Annotated in this window: 19 protein-coding genes; 14 read left to right on the top strand and 5 right to left on the bottom strand. The window is 48.3% G+C overall.

The genetic code is table 11. The features are described 5' to 3' along the window. Positions 1-17 precede the first annotated feature (17 nt). From ppdK to VLX91_16270, 3 genes are all read left to right on the top strand, one after another. Complete coding sequence (ppdK, locus tag VLX91_16260) at positions 18-2,813, top strand: pyruvate, phosphate dikinase (GenBank protein ID HUI31763.1); 2,796 nt, start codon at positions 18-20, stop codon at positions 2,811-2,813. A 97-nt stretch (positions 2,814-2,910) separates the two neighbouring features. Then, positions 2,911-3,948 carry a tRNA preQ1(34) S-adenosylmethionine ribosyltransferase-isomerase QueA gene (gene queA / locus VLX91_16265; GenBank protein HUI31764.1) on the top strand — a complete coding sequence of 346 codons (1,038 nt, stop codon included), beginning with the start codon at positions 2,911-2,913 and terminating at the stop codon, positions 3,946-3,948. After that, complete coding sequence (locus VLX91_16270) at positions 3,949-4,677, top strand: 2-C-methyl-D-erythritol 4-phosphate cytidylyltransferase (GenBank protein ID HUI31765.1); 729 nt, start codon at positions 3,949-3,951, stop codon at positions 4,675-4,677. It abuts the gene before it with no gap. On the opposite strand, the gene VLX91_16275 is transcribed toward VLX91_16270, so the two are convergent. Together VLX91_16275 and VLX91_16280 are read right to left on the bottom strand one after the other, a co-directional pair. Beyond that, positions 4,667-5,299: a hypothetical protein gene (locus VLX91_16275; GenBank protein ID HUI31766.1), complete on the bottom strand. Its 633-nt coding sequence runs from the start codon at positions 5,297-5,299 to the stop codon at positions 4,667-4,669. The genes VLX91_16270 and VLX91_16275 overlap by 11 nt on opposite strands. A gap of 35 nt (positions 5,300-5,334) precedes the next feature. Next, positions 5,335-7,020, bottom strand: coding sequence for a carboxyl transferase domain-containing protein (locus VLX91_16280; protein HUI31767.1), 1,686 nt, complete (start codon positions 7,018-7,020; stop codon positions 5,335-5,337). A 107-nt stretch (positions 7,021-7,127) separates the two neighbouring features. Here VLX91_16280 and VLX91_16285 point away from each other — a divergent pair, with 107 nt between their 5' ends. From VLX91_16285 to VLX91_16335, 11 genes are all read left to right on the top strand, one after another. Further along, positions 7,128-8,015 carry a M23 family metallopeptidase gene (locus tag VLX91_16285; protein ID HUI31768.1) on the top strand — a complete coding sequence of 296 codons (888 nt, stop codon included), beginning with the start codon at positions 7,128-7,130 and terminating at the stop codon, positions 8,013-8,015. 1 nt (position 8,016) lies between these two features. Then, a complete protein-coding gene (locus VLX91_16290) occupies positions 8,017-8,382 on the top strand; it encodes a polymer-forming cytoskeletal protein (protein HUI31769.1) in 366 nt (121 codons plus the stop codon). Positions 8,383-8,415: 33 nt separating this feature from the next. After that, entirely contained in the window at positions 8,416-8,670 is a 255-nt protein-coding gene (locus VLX91_16295) for an AtpZ/AtpI family protein (GenBank protein ID HUI31770.1), read from the top strand. Next, complete coding sequence (locus VLX91_16300) at positions 8,648-9,100, top strand: ATP synthase subunit I (protein HUI31771.1); 453 nt, start codon at positions 8,648-8,650, stop codon at positions 9,098-9,100. Before VLX91_16295 ends, VLX91_16300 begins: the two co-directional genes overlap by 23 nt. Then, positions 9,097-10,017 carry a F0F1 ATP synthase subunit A gene (gene atpB, locus VLX91_16305; protein HUI31772.1) on the top strand — a complete coding sequence of 307 codons (921 nt, stop codon included), beginning with the start codon at positions 9,097-9,099 and terminating at the stop codon, positions 10,015-10,017. The genes VLX91_16300 and atpB overlap by 4 nt, the downstream gene beginning before the upstream one ends. A 58-nt stretch (positions 10,018-10,075) precedes the next feature. After that, entirely contained in the window at positions 10,076-10,303 is a 228-nt protein-coding gene (atpE, locus tag VLX91_16310) for an ATP synthase F0 subunit C (GenBank protein HUI31773.1), read from the top strand. Positions 10,304-10,366: 63 nt separating this feature from the next. Further along, positions 10,367-10,852 (top strand): F0F1 ATP synthase subunit B, encoded by a 486-nt coding sequence (atpF, locus tag VLX91_16315; GenBank protein ID HUI31774.1) that lies wholly within the window; start codon positions 10,367-10,369, stop codon positions 10,850-10,852. Between the two features lie 6 nt (positions 10,853-10,858). Continuing rightward, positions 10,859-11,398: an ATP synthase F1 subunit delta gene (gene atpH, locus VLX91_16320; protein ID HUI31775.1), complete on the top strand. Its 540-nt coding sequence runs from the start codon at positions 10,859-10,861 to the stop codon at positions 11,396-11,398. Between the two features lie 93 nt (positions 11,399-11,491). Next, positions 11,492-13,036, top strand: a complete 1,545-nt coding sequence (gene atpA / locus VLX91_16325; protein HUI31776.1) for a F0F1 ATP synthase subunit alpha — start codon at positions 11,492-11,494, stop codon at positions 13,034-13,036. 54 nt (positions 13,037-13,090) lie between these two features. Beyond that, positions 13,091-13,975 (top strand): ATP synthase F1 subunit gamma, encoded by an 885-nt coding sequence (gene atpG / locus VLX91_16330; protein ID HUI31777.1) that lies wholly within the window; start codon positions 13,091-13,093, stop codon positions 13,973-13,975. A 171-nt stretch (positions 13,976-14,146) separates the two neighbouring features. Then, positions 14,147-14,959 carry a class I SAM-dependent methyltransferase gene (locus VLX91_16335; protein HUI31778.1) on the top strand — a complete coding sequence of 271 codons (813 nt, stop codon included), beginning with the start codon at positions 14,147-14,149 and terminating at the stop codon, positions 14,957-14,959. 22 nt (positions 14,960-14,981) lie between these two features. Here the strand turns inward: VLX91_16335 and VLX91_16340 are convergent, their stop codons facing one another. The 3 genes from VLX91_16340 to smpB all read right to left on the bottom strand — a co-directional run bounded on the left by VLX91_16340 (position 14,982) and on the right by smpB (position 17,342). Next, positions 14,982-15,533, bottom strand: a complete 552-nt coding sequence (locus tag VLX91_16340; GenBank protein HUI31779.1) for an arginine decarboxylase, pyruvoyl-dependent — start codon at positions 15,531-15,533, stop codon at positions 14,982-14,984. Between the two features lie 68 nt (positions 15,534-15,601). After that, positions 15,602-16,810: a tyrosine--tRNA ligase gene (tyrS, locus tag VLX91_16345; GenBank protein HUI31780.1), complete on the bottom strand. Its 1,209-nt coding sequence runs from the start codon at positions 16,808-16,810 to the stop codon at positions 15,602-15,604. Between the two features lie 70 nt (positions 16,811-16,880). Further along, positions 16,881-17,342, bottom strand: a complete 462-nt coding sequence (gene smpB, locus VLX91_16350; GenBank protein HUI31781.1) for an SsrA-binding protein SmpB — start codon at positions 17,340-17,342, stop codon at positions 16,881-16,883. Positions 17,343-17,361 lie beyond the last annotated feature (19 nt).

The following is a 17,361-nucleotide window of genomic DNA, read 5'->3' on the forward strand; positions in this document are numbered from 1 at the left end:
TTAATGGAGGTCATAAGATGAGTAAAACGAAATACGTGTATTTCTTCGGCAGCGGAAAAGCCGAGGGAAGGGCTGAAATGAAAAACCTTCTCGGTGGAAAGGGGGCGAATCTTGCGGAGATGACAAACATAGGTTTGCCGGTTCCTCCGGGATTCACAATCACCACTGAGGTTTGCACATACTATTATGCCAACAAGAGGAATTATCCTAAGTCATTAAAAGCTGAGGTCGACAAGGCTGTCAAGCGCCTTGAATCATCGGTGGGCGCAAAATTCGGCGAAAAAAATAATCCGCTTCTGGTTTCCGTCAGGTCCGGTGCGAGGGCTTCGATGCCGGGAATGATGGATACAATTCTTAATCTCGGAATAAATGATACAGTTGTAGAAGGGCTTGCAAAGAAGACCAACAATCCGCGGTTTGCGTATGATTCCTACAGGCGTTTCGTTCAAATGTACGGTGACGTGGTTCTCGGGTTGAAGCCGATTCACAAAGATGAAATAGATCCGTTCGAAGCGATCATCGAGCGGAAGAAAAAAGAAAAGGGCGTGCACCATGATACGGAATTAAACGCCAACGATTTGAAGGACCTGGTGATCAAATTCAAGAATGCCATCAAAGAAAAGACCGGCCACGACTTTCCGGAAAACCCGATAGAGCAGCTGTGGGGAGCGATCGGTGCCGTGTTTGGATCATGGAACAACGATCGCGCGATCGCATATAGGAAAATGTACGACATTCCTGAATCATGGGGAACAGCCGTCAACGTAGTTGCCATGGTGTTTGGCAACATGGGCGAGACCTCAGGTACCGGCGTCGCGTTCACCCGCGATGCGGCGACGGGTGCAAATGTTTTTTACGGTGAATATCTGATGAACGCCCAGGGCGAAGACGTCGTCGCGGGGATTCGCACTCCCATTCCCATCTCGAAACTTGCTGATGAGAACCCGAAGGTATACAACCAGCTCGAAAAAATTCGCAAGACGCTCGAGAAACATTATCGAGATATGAATGATATCGAGTTCACTATTCAAGAGGGTAAACTCTATATGCTGCAGTGCCGCGTCGGTAAGCGAACAGCATTTGCGGCAATCAAGATAGCTGTGGACATGGTCGATGAGAAACTGATAACCGAAAAGGAAGCTCTCGGCAGAATCGAGCCTGATCAGTTGAATCAGCTTCTTAGACCGGTATTTGATTTGAAGGAAAAAAGTGCTGCGGTGAATGACAGCCGGCTTCTCGCGAAAGGACTGAATGCAGGACCCGGAGCTGCAACCGGACGAATTGTTTTCAACGCACCTGACGCTGAAGAGTGGCACAAACGGGGCGAGCAGGTTATTCTAACCCGCATCGAGACTTCTCCTGAAGATATCAGAGGAATGGATGCTGCGAACGGCATCCTGACTGCGAGGGGCGGCATGACCTCGCACGCCGCGCTTGTGGCACGCCAGATGGGAAAAGTCTGCGTCGTAGGATGCTCGGCTCTTGAGATTGATTACTCGACTCATACAATGCACGTTAATGGAAAAGTTGTTAAAGAGGGCGATTGGATTTCAATCGATGGGACAACCGGCGAGGTCATTCAAGGAAAGGTTGCAACAAAGCCGTCGGAAGTCTTGCAGGTTATCATCGACAGAACTCTGGATCCCAAGGATGCCCCGATATTCCAGCAGTTTGAGAAAATCATGAAGTGGGCGGACAAATACAGAACCCTGAAAATTCGTACGAACGCCGACCAGCCCGATCAAGCGTCAAACGCAGTGGCATTCGGCGCAGAAGGAATCGGTCTCTGCCGGACTGAACATATGTTTTTCGGTGAGGGTAAGATCGGGCCGATGCGTGAGATGATTCTCGCTGATACTCTGGACGCGCGCAAGAAGGCACTTGCAAAATTGCTCCCTCTCCAGCGAGCCGACTTCGAAGGAATTTTTGAAGCCATGAAAGGCATGCCGGTAACGATCAGGACCCTGGATCCGCCGCTCCACGAATTCCTGCCGCATGAGGAAAAGGCACAGCGTGCACTAGCCCAGCAAATGGGAATCAGCTATGAGAAAGTCCACCAGCGCGTGGAAGATCTTCACGAGTTCAACCCGATGCTGGGATTCCGAGGATGCCGGCTGGGCATCATCTATCCTGAAATAACTGAGATGCAGAGCCGCGCTATCTTCGAAGCGGCAGCCAACGTCCAGAAAAAGGGAATAAAGGTCGAGCCGGAAGTTATGATCCCGCTCGTCGGCAATGTGAAGGAACTTGACGGCCAGGCAAAGATTGTACGGCAAGCAGCCGAAGAGGTGATGAAGGAAAAAGGCGTGAAGTTCGAGTATCTTGTCGGAACCATGATAGAAATTCCGCGGGGTGCACTCACTGCCGATGAGGTTGCAAAGACGGCGGAGTTCTTCAGCTTTGGCACAAATGACTTGACTCAAACAACACTTGGTGTCAGCCGTGACGATGCGGGCCGCTTCCTGATTCCATACACGCAAATGGAAATCTACGCCAAGGATCCGTTTGAAGTATTGGATCGTGATGGTGTCGGTCAGTTGATGAAGATCGCGAAGGAAAAGGGCCGATCTGTCAAGCCGGGTCTTAAGCTCGGTATTTGCGGCGAACATGGCGGCGAGCCGTCTTCGGTCGAGTTCTGTCACATGATTGGACTGAATTATGTCAGCTGCTCGCCATTCAGAGTGCCGATTGCGAGACTGGCCGCTGCCCGTGCTGCGCTTACATATCCGGCGAAACCTCCTCTGAAGGCTCGCGGAGCAAGGCAGACGACCAAGAAGCCGTCATCCAAAAGAACGAAAAAGGCAAGAAGGTAAAACGTAGTCCCATTTCCGGCCGCTTCTCCAATGAGGCGGTCGGAAATTTTTCCAAAAACATCGAGAAGGGAAAACCAAACAAAGGGATTATGACTTTATGAAACTTTCTGATTTTAAGTATCCGATTCCTCGCAACTTGATTGCAAAATCTCCTGCTCATCCGCGCGACCATGCGAAAATGATGGTCGTCGATAGGAAGACCCAACAGATTGAGGACAAGAACTTTCATGAGATTGCAGATTATCTTGAGAAAGGAGACTCTGTTGTCGTAAATGAAACGAAGGTTTTTCCTGCGCGCCTGATGGGAAGAAAGGAAAAGACTAACGCAAAGATAGAAGTACTTCTCCTTAGGGAGTTGAATCATGAGGAAGGAATCTGGGATGTCGTTGTCGAACCTGCAAGGAAGGTCCGAATAGGAAACAAGATCTACTTCGATGAAGAGAAAATGTATGCGGAGGTGATCGACAATACTACCAGTCGCGGCAGGACTATCAAATTCAATTACAAGGGAGACATCTACAAGATACTCGACAGGATCGGGCAGATGCCGCTGCCGCATTACATCAAGAGAGAACCGACCGATAAAGATAAGGAAGACTATCAGACTATCTACGCACGGGTGGTCGGCGCTGTGGCCGCTCCCACCGCGGGACTTCATTTCACGACGCGCCTTTTTTCAAAACTGGAAAAGAGGGGCGTGAAAATTCTGCCGGTCACTCTCCACATCGGGATAGGAACGTTTCGAACAGTGGACGTCGAAGATTTGACCAAGCATCGAATGGACTCGGAGTTCTTCGAAATCCCGCCTGAGACCGCAAAGGCGATTAACCAATCAATCGATTCCAGAAAGAGAGTATACGCAGTCGGGACCTCGGTCGTGCGGGTCCTCGAGTCAAATGTCACCACCGACAATCATGTCAAGGCTGGCAGAGGCTGGACGGATAAATTCATCTATCCTCCTTTTGATTTCAAGGTAGTTGACCATCTGATAACTAATTTTCATTTACCCGAGACTACGCTGATCATGCTTGTGAGCGCGTTCACCGGTCATGATTTGATGATGCGTGCCTACAAGAAAGCGATAAAAGACGGCTACCGGTTCTACAGTTATGGCGATGCAATGTTGATTCTGTAAATGGGAAAGAAAGTCATTGGTAGTCCCGCGAGGAGCAGGACAGACTTCCGCGGGATTGGAGTGATCATCCCGGCTGCGGGTGCCGGGAGTCGTCTCGGAGGTCTCGTCAAGCCTCTTGTAGATGTCAACGGTAGCGTGCTCCTCGCGCGCATCCTAGGTCTCTTCCGAGAACTGACGGACGTCAAAAAAATCTGCATTGCGGTCCCGAAAACTGCTTTTCGCAGATTTGAAGATGTTGTCCAAGCATTGAAGATGGAGAATCTCACCGTGATTGTCGAAGGAGGAGATAAGAGGGCGATTTCGGTTCGCAATGCATATGAGCAGCTTCGAACTCACATAACTGAGAAAGATCTTGTGTGCATCCATGATGCCGCGAGACCGCTTCTGTCGAAATCCGACCTTGACTCCGTCATCGACGCGGGATGGAAATATGGAGCAGCATTTCTTGCGGCAAAAATAAAAGATACTCTGAAGGTAGTTGACGAAAAGAATTTCTGCGAAAGAACTATCGACCGCTCGAGCATTTATGGCGCACAAACGCCGCAGGTCATGTTGTCGAAATTGCTGTCGAAGGCTTATAAGACGGTCAGGAATATCTCTGAAGCCACGGACGAGATCACGCTGATGGAGAAAATTGGCGTTAAAGCGTTGGCGGTTGAGCCCCGGCATTTGAATCCGAAACTGACCACACACGAAGACCTGGAGTTGATCAAGAGACTTATTTCCTGATATACTCCGCTCTCAGGAAGTCGGAAGGTAGAACTTGTCTGCCTTGACTCAGCGCGTCTCCGAACTGCTGACCCAATCTGTTTATAAAAACATCTCTTTGCTGCCCGACAGAATCCAGCTTGAAAGTCGATTCACCTTCCTCAACCCAAATTCCGATTGCATCTGGCAATTTTTTTGTCCCGGTTTCATAGGTTAAATATGCCGAACCGAAAAAGTGCACTAGCTTCGCGCTGTCACCCCATTTGTCCCGCGGCGAGTCTGAAAAAAAGTATCGGGGCAATTTTGTTATTCGCGACGCTGCGTTGACCGAATCTTCGGCTGGAAGTGGAAGTCGGATGGTGCCTATTAAGGGAAATGTCGGCTTGATAAATGTGCGGTTCAAAACAGCAAACGAGATCGCAAGGAGTGCGTCGCCAACTCCATTTTCGGATAGTTCCATGCCTTTTTCGAAAAGCAAGTCGATATGTTTGAGCTCCTCGTTTCTTTCTGGGTTCACCTCGGGAAAATCGTCTCCTCTTATGTAGCTTCGGAGGCTGTCTGTTATCTGGAGTACACCCGGCTCGAATATTTTTTTCAGAGCATCGAATTGAGCGTAAACACTTCCTGAAAAAAGCAGTGTCAAAAGAATTGAGAGAAGAAAGTTAAAAAGAGATCGTATCAAGTTTGAACGACACCGACGTTAAACTTTTCGAGTTCTGGGTTGTTGTTTGCCATTTCTATACCAAGTGAAATTGCATCACGAGTTTCCAGAGGATCTATTATGTCGTCGACCCATAATCTTGCGGCAGCATAAGTCGGTTCCATCTCATTTTCGTAACGTTTCTTTACTTCGTCGAGAAGTCTTGCTTGTTCATCGTCGGAAACCGTTTTGCCGTATCGCTTCAATTGCTGAAGACGAATGCTCATCAGAGTCTGGCTGGACTGTTCGCCGCCCATGACGGCGATCTTCGCCGACGGCCAGCAAAAAATCAGGCGAGGTTCATAGGCTTTCCCGCACATCGCATAGTTTCCGGCGCCGAAGCTGTTTCCGATTATGAACGTAAATTTCGGTACGGTGGAATTTGAGACAGCGTTAACCATCTTGGCTCCGTCTTTTATGATTCCGCTTCTTTCGGCCCGTGTTCCGACCATGAAACCTGTGACATCCTGGAAAAATACGATAGGTATCCTCTTTTGGTTACAATTCATGATGAATCTCGCGGCTTTGTTCGCCGCGTCGGAATATATCACTCCTCCGATCTGCATCTCACTTGAATTGTCCGCCTTTCTTGATCTTACCGCCGTACGCTGGTTTGCAACAATTCCGACCGACCAGCCGTCTACTCGCGCATAGGCGCAAATAAGCGACTTGCCGTAAGTTGCCTTGTATTCGTCAATCTCGCTCTTGTCGACAATTCGAGAGATGATTTCATACATGTCGTACGGTTTCGATCTTTCGACAGGAATAATTCCGCTGATTTCTTTCGGGTCGAATTTCGGCGGGTGCGGTTCCGATCGTTCGAAGCCGGCTTTCTCTTGCAGACCACGATGGGAAATTAAGTCACGAATTAGTTTCAATGCCTCAAGATCTGATTTCACCTTGTAGTCCGTTATGCCCGAGATGGAGGAATGAGTTTCAGCTCCGCCTAATCTTTCAATGTCGGTCTCTTCGCCGATCGCAGCTTTGACGAGGTGAGGCCCTGCGAGGAACACGCTTCCCGTCCCTTCCACTATTATCGACTCATCGCTCATGATAGGGAGATAAGCGCCGCCGGCGACACACGGTCCCATGATTGCTGCCAATTGCGGAATTCCCATCGAGCTCAAGATCGCGTTGTTGTAAAAAATTCTTCCAAAATCATCTTTGTCAGGAAAGATCTCCGACTGCATCGGCAGAAATACTCCAGCGGAGTCGACTAAGTAAATTATCGGGATTCTATTTCGAATGGCTATTTCCTGTGCCCTGAGATTCTTTTTGATCGTGAGAGGAAAGTAGGCACCCGCTTTCACAGTTGAGTCATTTGCGACGACGACAGCGTATCGTCCATGAATTTTCCCGATTCCGGTCACAATGCCGGCGGATGGGGCTCCACCATACTCATCATAGAGCCCGTGTGCAGCAAGTGTCCCAATTTCTCTGAAAGGTGTGCCATGATCTATCAGATGCGATATGCGCTCGCGTGAAAGCATCTTGCCGCGTTCCTTTTGTTTTCTTGCCGCTTCCTCACCGCCACCTTTTTTCGCCTGCTCGATTTGTTTTTGGATTTTCTTTGAAAGCTCCCTATTCGTATCTTCATTCTGTGCGAAGGCTGCGGTTCGATCCATCTTGCTTCCACAGATTGTCATGACTGCTCCATAGCTCATTTTATCAATTCAAGGCTCAAAAGTCAAAGGCGGAAAATCACTGCGCTTTTGTCAATTTACTTCCATTGACATTCTTACAGCCTGTTTCTATATTATTCCCTGTTGAAATGCAGCGTAAATCATCCCATGAAAAGACAGCGTCAGCTAAGCTGACGTTTGTTATATTATCGGATGCTGAGAAGCCATCGAAGACATTCAAGGCATCTCGACTTCAATTAGTGCTGCTGGTTCTTTTTGGATTTGTTATTATCGGTGCTTTGAGCGTTTTCATCATGATTGAAACGCCTCTCGGCAAGCTGATACTCCCGGAATATTTCAGTACGCGAGCGGAGCAGCTCGAAAGAATACGTTCACTGGAAGGTAAGGTAGAAGGTGTTCAGCAGCAATTAGCTTACCTGGCGTCGTATAATTTTAAATTGCGAGGCGCGCTGGGCGATACCGGAATTTTTGCAGATACAATAAACACGCAGCTGTCTCCACGGCATGAGGCCGCAACATCGGAGAATCAGATCGAGGCGCGACCAGAGTCAGTTGAGACTAAAGGGATGAACAATGAGGGCGCCTCACTACAAAGTATGCCGGTTTCCCCGGGTACTGCTCAATCAAATGAAGGAAGTTCACTGTTCCCGTTACTGATGCCGGCGCAAGGTTTCGTTACTCGAAGCGTGGATTATTCCATTCAACATTACGGTCTTGATATTTCTGCACCGGAAGGAGAATCAATAGTCGCGCCCGCCGCCGGGGAAGTTTTGTTTGCTGATTGGACTTTGAGCGGAGGAAATACTTTGATAATCGCGCATGCAAACGACTACATCACGGTTTACAAACATTGTGAACGAATACTGGTGAATGTCGGCACGAAAGTGACGAGAGGTGAAGCCATCGCGCTTATCGGTTCCACCGGAGTTACGAGCACCGGACCGCACCTTCACTTTGAACTCTGGCAGAATGGTAAAAACCTCAACCCAGAGAATTATTTACTAACGAAGAACTGACATGGCAAAAGAAGAAACCCAAATTAACATAGTGGCACAGGGAACTCGCTTTGAAGGAAAGATTACGAGTTCAGGAAGCCTTCGAATAGATGGACAGGTAACCGGCGATATTTCGTTGACAGGTGATTTGGTCATCGGCGCCAACGGTGAAATATCGGGCAACGTGGACGCACAAACCGTGACAGTCGGCGGAAAAGTTACCGGCAATATTAATGCGAAGAATAAATTAGTGTTCGAAAGCAAAGCAAGGATAAAGGGCGATATAAGAGCTTCCAAGTTGGTCATCGATGAAGGTGCGATGTTTGATGGAAAATGCGAGATGAGTGGTGATCGAAGACCTGACCAGAAGAGCGAACTGTTCAGATGATTTGTGAATGCGGTCCCGCAGACGGGATCTTGGATGAAGAAAAAGCAAACGCTCGGAGAAAGTCTGGGTGAAGCTTACAGACAGCTTGCACCTTTCATGGGACTCGGCACGGAGCTGGCTGCGTCTGTTGCAGGTATGTTGCTTATCGGTTTTTTCCTTGACAAGCATTTTAATACGTATCCCTGGCTGCTCTTAACAGGTGCTGCAGCAGGACTGATCGGCGGATTCTTCAATTTCATAAGAGAAGTTCAAAAACTAAGCAAGAGTGATACCAAACGGAAAGGTTGAATCTTCCTTACCGAAGATCGACAAGCCACAGATTCAGTCGATGCGCAAGAGAATGCTCAGGATATTGTTCGCCTGCTTGATTGCGATGGGAGTCATTTCGTTTTTACTCACCTGGAAATTTGCGAGCGGAGCTTTCGAGCTTGCGTATTTTCTGGGCGCATCGATCGGGCTATTGAACGGCGTCTTCGGATTTTTGACTATAGAGAAATTCATTGACAAAAGCAGCCTTGCATTCTTAAAGGGAGTTTTCATCGGAATGGGAATACGACTGTTGGTTCTCCTTGGAATCTTCATAATGCTTATAAAGGTTTTCAAGATTCACATAGTCGGCTTAGTCACCGGCTTATTAATCTTTTACTTCGCCATGACGATATTCGAAGTAGTTTTTCTGAATAGGAGAGTTGAAATCAAAAATGGGACGCGAACGTGATTTTTGACCCTGGATTTGTGGGTGCTTCAAATCTGATTGCAGCAAACGCAGGCAGTACTGCCCCCGATACAGTTATGTCGGCTGCGGCAAGTTCCTCCAGCGCTTCAAATGGAACCTGGATAATCGAGCACGTTGCAGATTCTCACATTCTGGAGTTCAAGCCGTTCGGCGAGATTCATCTTCCCCAGTTTCCGCCGGTGCACATCGGCGGCATGACGATAGATTTTTCTTTGACAAAGCATATTGTGATGATCTGGTTTGCAGTGCTCCTCCTGCTGATTTTTGTGCAAGCGGCGATGAGAAGCTATCGAAAGGATCGTGCCGGCAAGAAGCCATTGGTACCTCATGGACTGGCGAACGCTCTTGAGGTGGTAGTAGTATTTGTGAGAGACGATATCGTGCTGGGTGCGATCGGTGAAAAAGGCAAAAGACTCCTTCCATATTTTCTAACCTTATTCTTTTTCGTTCTCTTTTCGAATTTTGTAGGATTGATTCCGTACACCTCGACTCCGACAGGAAACATAAATGTGACTGCCGCTCTCGCAATAATAGCATTCTTCGTGATTCAAATTTCAGGGATTGTCGATCACGGGTTCGTCGGCTACTTTAGAGGATTGATGCCTCCTCATATTCCCCTGTTTGTCATCCCTGTTATGGTTATCGTAGAAATTCTGGGACTCTTCACGAAGCCGTTCGCTCTCTGCGTTCGTCTTTTTGCGAATATGTCCGCCGGCCACATTGTGATTTTCTCGTTGATAGGATTAATTTTTATCTTCCACTCGATATTTATCGCACCTATCTCGATCGCTTTTGCCGTCTTCATAAGTTTGCTGGAAATACTTGTCGGACTCATACAGGCTTATATTTTTACGATGCTGACCGCACTTTTCGTCGGGTTGGCGATTCATCAACATTAAGAAGTCAACGTTAAAAATTAAAAATTCATCATCCAAAATTTAAAATTAGGAGAATAAAATGCCGGATTTAGGATTAACACATCTTGCGGCGGGAATTGGCGCCGGACTAGCCGTGATTGGCGGAGGACTTGGGATTGGAAAGCTTGCGTCTTCTGCGATGGAAGCGAGCGGACGTCAACCCGACGCGCTCGGCGATATCAGAACTTCCATGATTATTGCAGCCGCCCTTATCGAGGGTGTCACCCTCTTCGCTGAGGTCATAACCATTATACTTGCTTTAAAGTGAATAGCCGATCGCTAAACGGACTGCCGGGCGGCTACACGATAGCGAACAGCAAATAGGAGCGACATGCTTGAACTAAATACTGGATTGATAATCTGGACCGCGTTGACCTTCGGCGTACTTCTAGTAGTCTTGCGGTCGTATGCATGGAAACCCATTCTCAATAATCTTGAGACCCGCGAAGAATCGATCCGTCAATCTCTGGAAAGAGCCGAAGAAGCAAAGAGGGAAGCCGAGCGAATCCTGGAAGAGAATAAGAAGAACCTTGCAAAAGCCGAGGAGATGGCCCAGCAGGTGCTTCGGGAGGCTCGCGAACTTGGTGAAAAAATTAGATCTGAGTTGGCATCGAAGGCGAGAGCAGAGGGAGACAAACTCCTTGAAAGAGCACGCGATGAAATCGAGCGCGACAAGCAGCTTGCGATGACTCAGCTTCACGGACTGGTTGCCGAACTTGCGGTCAAAGCCGCGGAAAAAATTCTTGATGAAACTATCGACGAGGTGAAGCAGAAAAAGTTGGTCGAGAATTTTATCAACTCCCTGGGCAAAAATTAAGAAGCAATGAAGGAAACCAGAGCAGCAAAAAGATACGCCGGAGCTTTACTCGGACTTGCGTCGGAGATGAAGATAACTGAAAAGGTTGCCGCCGACATGCAATTGATCCGGGATTGGGTAGAGTCATCGAACGATCTCAGGCTTTTTTTTCAAAGTCCGATAATTGATCGGCAAAAGAAGCGGAAATCGGTAGAGGCGCTTTTTAAAGGACGAGTCGACGATCTGACTGCGCGGTTTCTTTTCCTCCTTATTGATAAAGGCCGGGAGGTCTTGACTTACTTTATTGCCGTCGAGTACGGCGTCCTGCACGACATCCTTGTTGGCATCGAAAATGCCGATCTGAAAGCTCCTTATGAATTTAATAGGGCCGAGGAAGCTAAAGTACAGTCCAAATTAGAGCAGATGACCGGCAAGAAGGTTCGTATTTCTTTTTCGATTGAGAAAGACCTGATCGGCGGGTTCATGGCACAGATCGGCGACACTGTGTACGACGGGAGTGTTCGTCGACAGCTGGAAATCTTAAGGCAGCAGCTTGCCGGCGGTTAGTTTGAAGTGCAAAGTGAAAAGCAATCTATTGTCGATTATCAACAATAGATTTTTGTCTTGAAAAGTAAAATTTGAAATTGAGAATCTAAGAAAATGGCACAAGTAAGACCTGATGAAATAACTGCGATATTGCGAAAGCAAATTTCCGGTTACGAGCGCGAAGTCGACATCTACGATGTCGGGACCGTTTTGCAGGTAGGCGATGGAATAGCGCGCGTCTACGGCTTGCAGAAAGTTATGGCAAGCGAGCTGATCGAATTTCCCAACGGCGTCTTCGGAATGGCACTAAATCTTGAAGAGGACAATGTCGGCTGCATGTTGTTCGGCAACGATACTCTGGTGAAAGAAGGAGATCAGGTTCGTCGAACAGGAAAAGTGATGTCGATGCCCGTCGGGGAAGCGATGTCGGGGCGCGTCATTAATCCGCTGGGCCAGCCGATTGACGGGAAAGGTGCGATCGAGACTAAAGAGTCTCTTCCTGTTGAAAGGAAAGCGCTCGGAGTCATCGCAAGGATGCCGGTGAAGCAGCCCCTGAATACAGGACTCAAGGCGATTGACTCGATGATCCCGATCGGACGGGGACAGCGCGAGCTCATTATAGGCGACAGGCAGACGGGTAAAACGGCAATTGCCGTTGATACAATTATCAACCAAAAGTACACTCATACGGACACCGCCCAGAAAAGAGGCATCAAACCCGTTTATTGCATATACGTCGCCATAGGACAAAAAGCGTCTACCGTGGCACAGGTCGTAGCGCAGCTTGAAGAGCAAGGAGCCATGGAGTATACGACCGTCGTCTCTGCGGCCGCAAGCACGCCTTCGCCGATGCAGTTCATTGCACCTTATTCGGGATGTACACTCGGAGAATTTTTCCGGGACAGCGGTCGCGACTCGCTGGTTATTTACGACGATCTGTCAAAACATGCGTGGGCATATCGTCAAGTCTCTCTGCTTCTTCGCAGGCCGCCGGGACGCGAAGCCTATCCCGGAGATGTTTTTTATCTGCATAGCAGGCTTCTCGAGCGCGCGTCGAAACTCAGCGACGAGCTCGGCGGCGGAAGTCTGACGGCACTTCCCATCATCGAGACGCAGGCGAACGACGTATCCGCTTATATTCCGACAAACGTAATCTCGATCACCGACGGACAAATTTATCTCGAGCCGAGTCTTTTCAACTCCGGCGTACGTCCGGCGATCAACGTCGGAATTTCTGTCTCGCGGGTCGGCGGAAACGCGCAGATCAAAGCGATGCGTAAGGTCGCAGGAAGACTGAGATTGGATCTCGCGCAATTTCGCGCGCTGGAAGCATTCATAAAATTCGGATCCGACCTTGACAAGGTAACACAGGCGCAGATTCGGAGAGGCCAGCGTTTGGTTGAGTTGCTCAAACAGAAGCAGTATGTGCCGATGCCGGTTGAGAAACAGGTGGTGCTCATCTTCACCGGAACCAACGGCTATCTGGATGAACTCCCGGTCGAAAGCATTGATAGATTTGAGAAGGAGTTTCTTGAGATGATGGAGTTGAAGCATCGGAACATTCTTGACAGGATCGCAGATACGAAGGACATAGATCTTGAAACCGATAAAAGGCTTCATGAAATAACGAGAGACTTTGTTGTGCTATTCAAGAAATAGCTTTCATCTTGTTACTAAGGTCTGGAAGCGTAAGACTCACGAAAGGAACAGGAATTGCCGACGCTCCGCGAAATAAGACGGCGCATATCTGGCGTAACGAGCACTGAAAAAATCACAAAGGCGATGAAGATGGTCGCTGCGGCGAAGCTTCGCCGTGCACAGGCTGCCGTCATTGCTGCACGCCCGTACTCACGGAAGATCAGCGAGCTCATGAAGCATCTTGCAGCCAACGCGGACCTTAGTGAACATCCGCTTGTGAAAGAGAGAGATCTGAAAAGGGCTGCCATCGTCGTCGTTACTGCCGATCGGGGATTCTGCGGGGCCTTCAACTCGAACATTATCAAATCAACGAACGACCTCATAGCAACACGGTACCAGAATTTGTCCGGCGGAGTGAAGTTGTTTGCCGTAGGAAGAAAAGGGTATGATTTCTTTTCGAGGCGGAAATATGAAGTAATCGGGAATTACTCCGGTGTGTACCATGATCTCCAGTTCCATATCGCAAAGGACATTGCATCGGAAATCATCAAAGGATATTTAAGCCGCGACTATGACCGGGTCGAGATCGTGTATAACGAATTCAAGAACATAATCCAGCAGCGATTGTTAATAGAACAGTTCCTTCCGATTCCGAGAGAAACTTTGTCGGCCGAAGGATTGTCACATCACCTGCAAGAGTACATTTACGAACCCGACAGCTCGTCCATTCTCGAGTCTTTGATCCCTCGTCATCTTGAATATCAGATTTGGAGAGTGCTGCTGGAAAGTAACGCCGCGAGTGAAGGGGCGCGCATGGCAGCGATGGACAACGCGAGCGAAAACGCCGGTGAATTGATCGCAACGCTGACGCTCCAATATAATAAAGCACGGCAGGCGTCCATCACCAAAGAATTGCTCGAGGTCGTTTCCGGCGCCGAAGCGCTGACGGCAGCGGGCTGAGAAAAACGAAATGCCGTAACCATAAGGGGTACGGTATCGGATCTCTGGATCGTCTCGATCTCGCAATCGGATAGCATGTTGATCCGCGGTTCAATAGTTTTTTCAGTTCTTCTTTCCTATAGAGGCATCGGAGTGAACGACCTTTAATAAGTATTCAACGGATATCAGAAGATGAGTAAATATGTTCATGGATACTCCGACAGGGAGTCGAGAAGGTTACATGATCAAGCAGACACGCTCGATGAATTGTTGCATCATGATTCTATCTTTTCGGAAGGATCAAAAGTGTTGGAGGTAGGCTGTGGAGTCGGATCTCAAACTAAAATAATAGCGAAAAAAAATCCTGCCTGTGAATTTACCTCGGTTGACATTTCGGAAACGTCGCTTGAAAAGGCAAGAAACTCGATCTGCAAGCTTGGGATTAATAATGTGACGTTCCAGGTAGGTGATATTTTCGACTTACAGTTTGGCCCGGAATCGTTCGACCACATATTTGTCTGCTTCGTTCTGGAGCACTTATCTAATCCATTGGGGGCGTTGCTTAACTTAAAGAATGTATTACGGAAAGACGGAACGATCATGGTTGTAGAAGGCGACCACGGGTCCGCGTATTACTATCCTCGGAGCGACGCTGCTCAGGAAGCCATAGACTGCCAGGTAAAGTTGCAGTCGAAGCATGGAGGTAATGCCCTTATTGGCAGAGAACTTTATCCGCTGTTGCGTAAAGCAGGCTTCGCTCATTGCACGGTCACGCCCCGATTGGTTTATGTGGATTCAAGTAAGCCGCGGTTAGTCGATGGCTTCATTAGAAACACGTTTACTGCCATGATTGAGGGTGTTAAAGAAGAGGCAATAAGTAATTCGTTGATAGGGGAAGGCAGATGGGAACAGGGGATTAACGACCTCTATCGCACCACGAAAGACGATGGAGTTTTCTGCTACACTTTTTTCAAAGGTAAAGGAACGAAAACGCGGAACCCATGATCTGAATCATGGGTTCGACTCACTACGGCAAAAGTATTCCCGCTGCGATCACCGTCGTCCAAATCCCGCGTTTATCTCCTTCGGCCGATTGTGTCACGTTGAAAGTCTTAACTATTTTCCCGCTCATCTTGTATTGCTGCTCCCGTTCATCCCATGCTGCGTTGGAATCGAATTCGATGCCCAGAGTTGTCGCAAGCATCGTGGCTGCGAGGTCTTCGGCATATTCGCCCGCTTTTTCATCGGTCTCCCCGAACGGATGGTGCTCGGAAAGATAGCCGTATTGGGACGAATCGTTCGGGGTCGCTACCCCGATTGATGCGGCGACCAATCTGTTGGGCTCGTTTGTGGAATTTCTGGCCAGCACGCAAAATGTGATCTGTCCGGGCTGAAGAAGCTTCAGTCCATCGTCAATCGGAATGCGTTTGCATCCCGCAGGAAAAATACTCGATACGGTGACCAAGTTGCATTTCTCGATTTTCGCGTCGCGCAGCGCCAGCTCGAAAGACTGAAGATAGTCGCGATGGCGGCCTACCCCTTTGGTGAAAAAAATTCTGGTCGGGACATACAATTTCACATCTCCTTTTATTGGTTAAACGTTTCTACTCTAAGTTGTTGATAAATCAGCTCTACCTATGTTTGAAATTACCTTTTTATTTTGTAAAACTTTCTTTTTCCAACTTTCAGGATAAATGGTGTATCAACTCTCAATCGGGCATTCGGATCAGCGACCTTCGTGCCGTCAATTGTTACACCGCCCTGGTTAACTAAACGACGGGCATCACCGTTCGATTTTGCAGCACCTATTTCGACTAGGAGCTGGAAGATTACCAATTCGCCACGGCCTAATGTGACCTCCTCGATTTCTTCAGGTGTTTCCTTCCTTACAAAAATCTTGTCGAAGTTCTTTTCCGCTTGCTCTGCTGCTTCCTGATCATGGTAAAGCGTCACGATCTCTCGAGCCAGCCTTCTCTTTAAGTCTCGCGGGTTTACCGATTGGGATTCAAGTTGGTTCTTGATTGTCTTAAGCTCTGGCTCCGGCACGTCAGTCGTGAGAACAAAATAATCGTAGATCAGGGTATCAGGAATTGAGAGAGTCTTGCCGTACATTTCGTCAGGCGGATCGGTTATCGCGATGTAGTTCCCCAACGACTTGGACATTTTCTCGACGCCGTCGGTTCCGATTAAAAGCGGCATGGTCAAAATCACCTGCGGTTCCAATTGATACTCGCGCTGAATGTCCCTTCCGACGAGAAGGTTAAATTTCTGGTCCGTGCCGCCAAGCTCGATGTCAGCTTTGATCGCCACCGAATCCATAGCTTGGGCAAGAGGGTAAAGGAACTCATGGACGCTTATCGGCTCTCCGCTGCCGTACCGTTTTTCGAAATCATCCCGCTCCAGCATTCGTGCAACGGTATATTTGCTTGCAAGCTTAATAACGTCCTCGAAATTCATGTTTCCAAGCCAGTCGGAGTTATAGACTATCTTTAGATCTTTCGTCGAAAGAATTTTCGATGCCTGCTTGAAGTATGACTCTCCGTTTTGCCGCGTCTCTTCGAGAGTCATCGATGGTCTGGATTTGTTTCTTCCCGACGGGTCGCCGATCATCCCGGTAAAATCACCGACGATCAGTATTGCGGTGTGTCCAAGATCTTGAAATTGTCTGAGCTTTCGGAGCACGACTGAGTGTCCGAGGTGAAGGTCGGGCCGGCTCGGGTCACAGCCCAGCTTTACATTGAGAGGAACCTTGCCCTTGATTGATTTCTCAATCTTACTCGCAAGTTCTTCTTCCGGAATGATTTCTGCGGTGCCCCGCCTAATCAGATCAAGTTGTTCGTTGAGTGAAGGAAACAACCTTAGCTATTTTTCTCCTGTCGAATTGTCCGAATGGATCCTGTCGAGAATAGGAAATTTTCCGGCATGGTCATGCTTGAGCGTCGTTACCGTGCTGGCGCAACTCGCGCTCCTGATCGCGTTTCTTGATCGCATCACGTTTATCGAAAGATCTTTTCCCTTTAGCGAGAGCAAGTTCCAGTTTAGCTAAGCCGTGCTTCCAATAAAGCCGGATAGGAACAAGCGAAAGACCCTTCTGTTTTGTCTTGCCGAAAATCTTTTTGATCTCTCTCTTGTGTAAGAGAAGTTTTCTCGATCTCTTGGGATTATGATTGAAAGGACCGGCATTCTGGTATGCTGCGACATGCATGTTGTGAAGCCAAATTTCCCCGTCCTTGATGGAGGCGAAACAATCGCTGATATCGACCTTTCCTTGTCTCACAGATTTTACTTCGCTTCCCTTTAGAACGATTCCCACTTCGGTAGTCTCCAGAATCTGATACTCGTGACGCGCACGCTTATTCTGAGCTACAGTTTTCTCCTCTGGTTCCATTTGATTTTCCACTTGGCCT

Source organism: Candidatus Acidiferrales bacterium, from assembly GCA_035515795.1.
Taxonomy (GTDB): Bacteria; Bacteroidota; Ignavibacteria; order Kryptoniales; family JAKASW01; genus JAKASW01.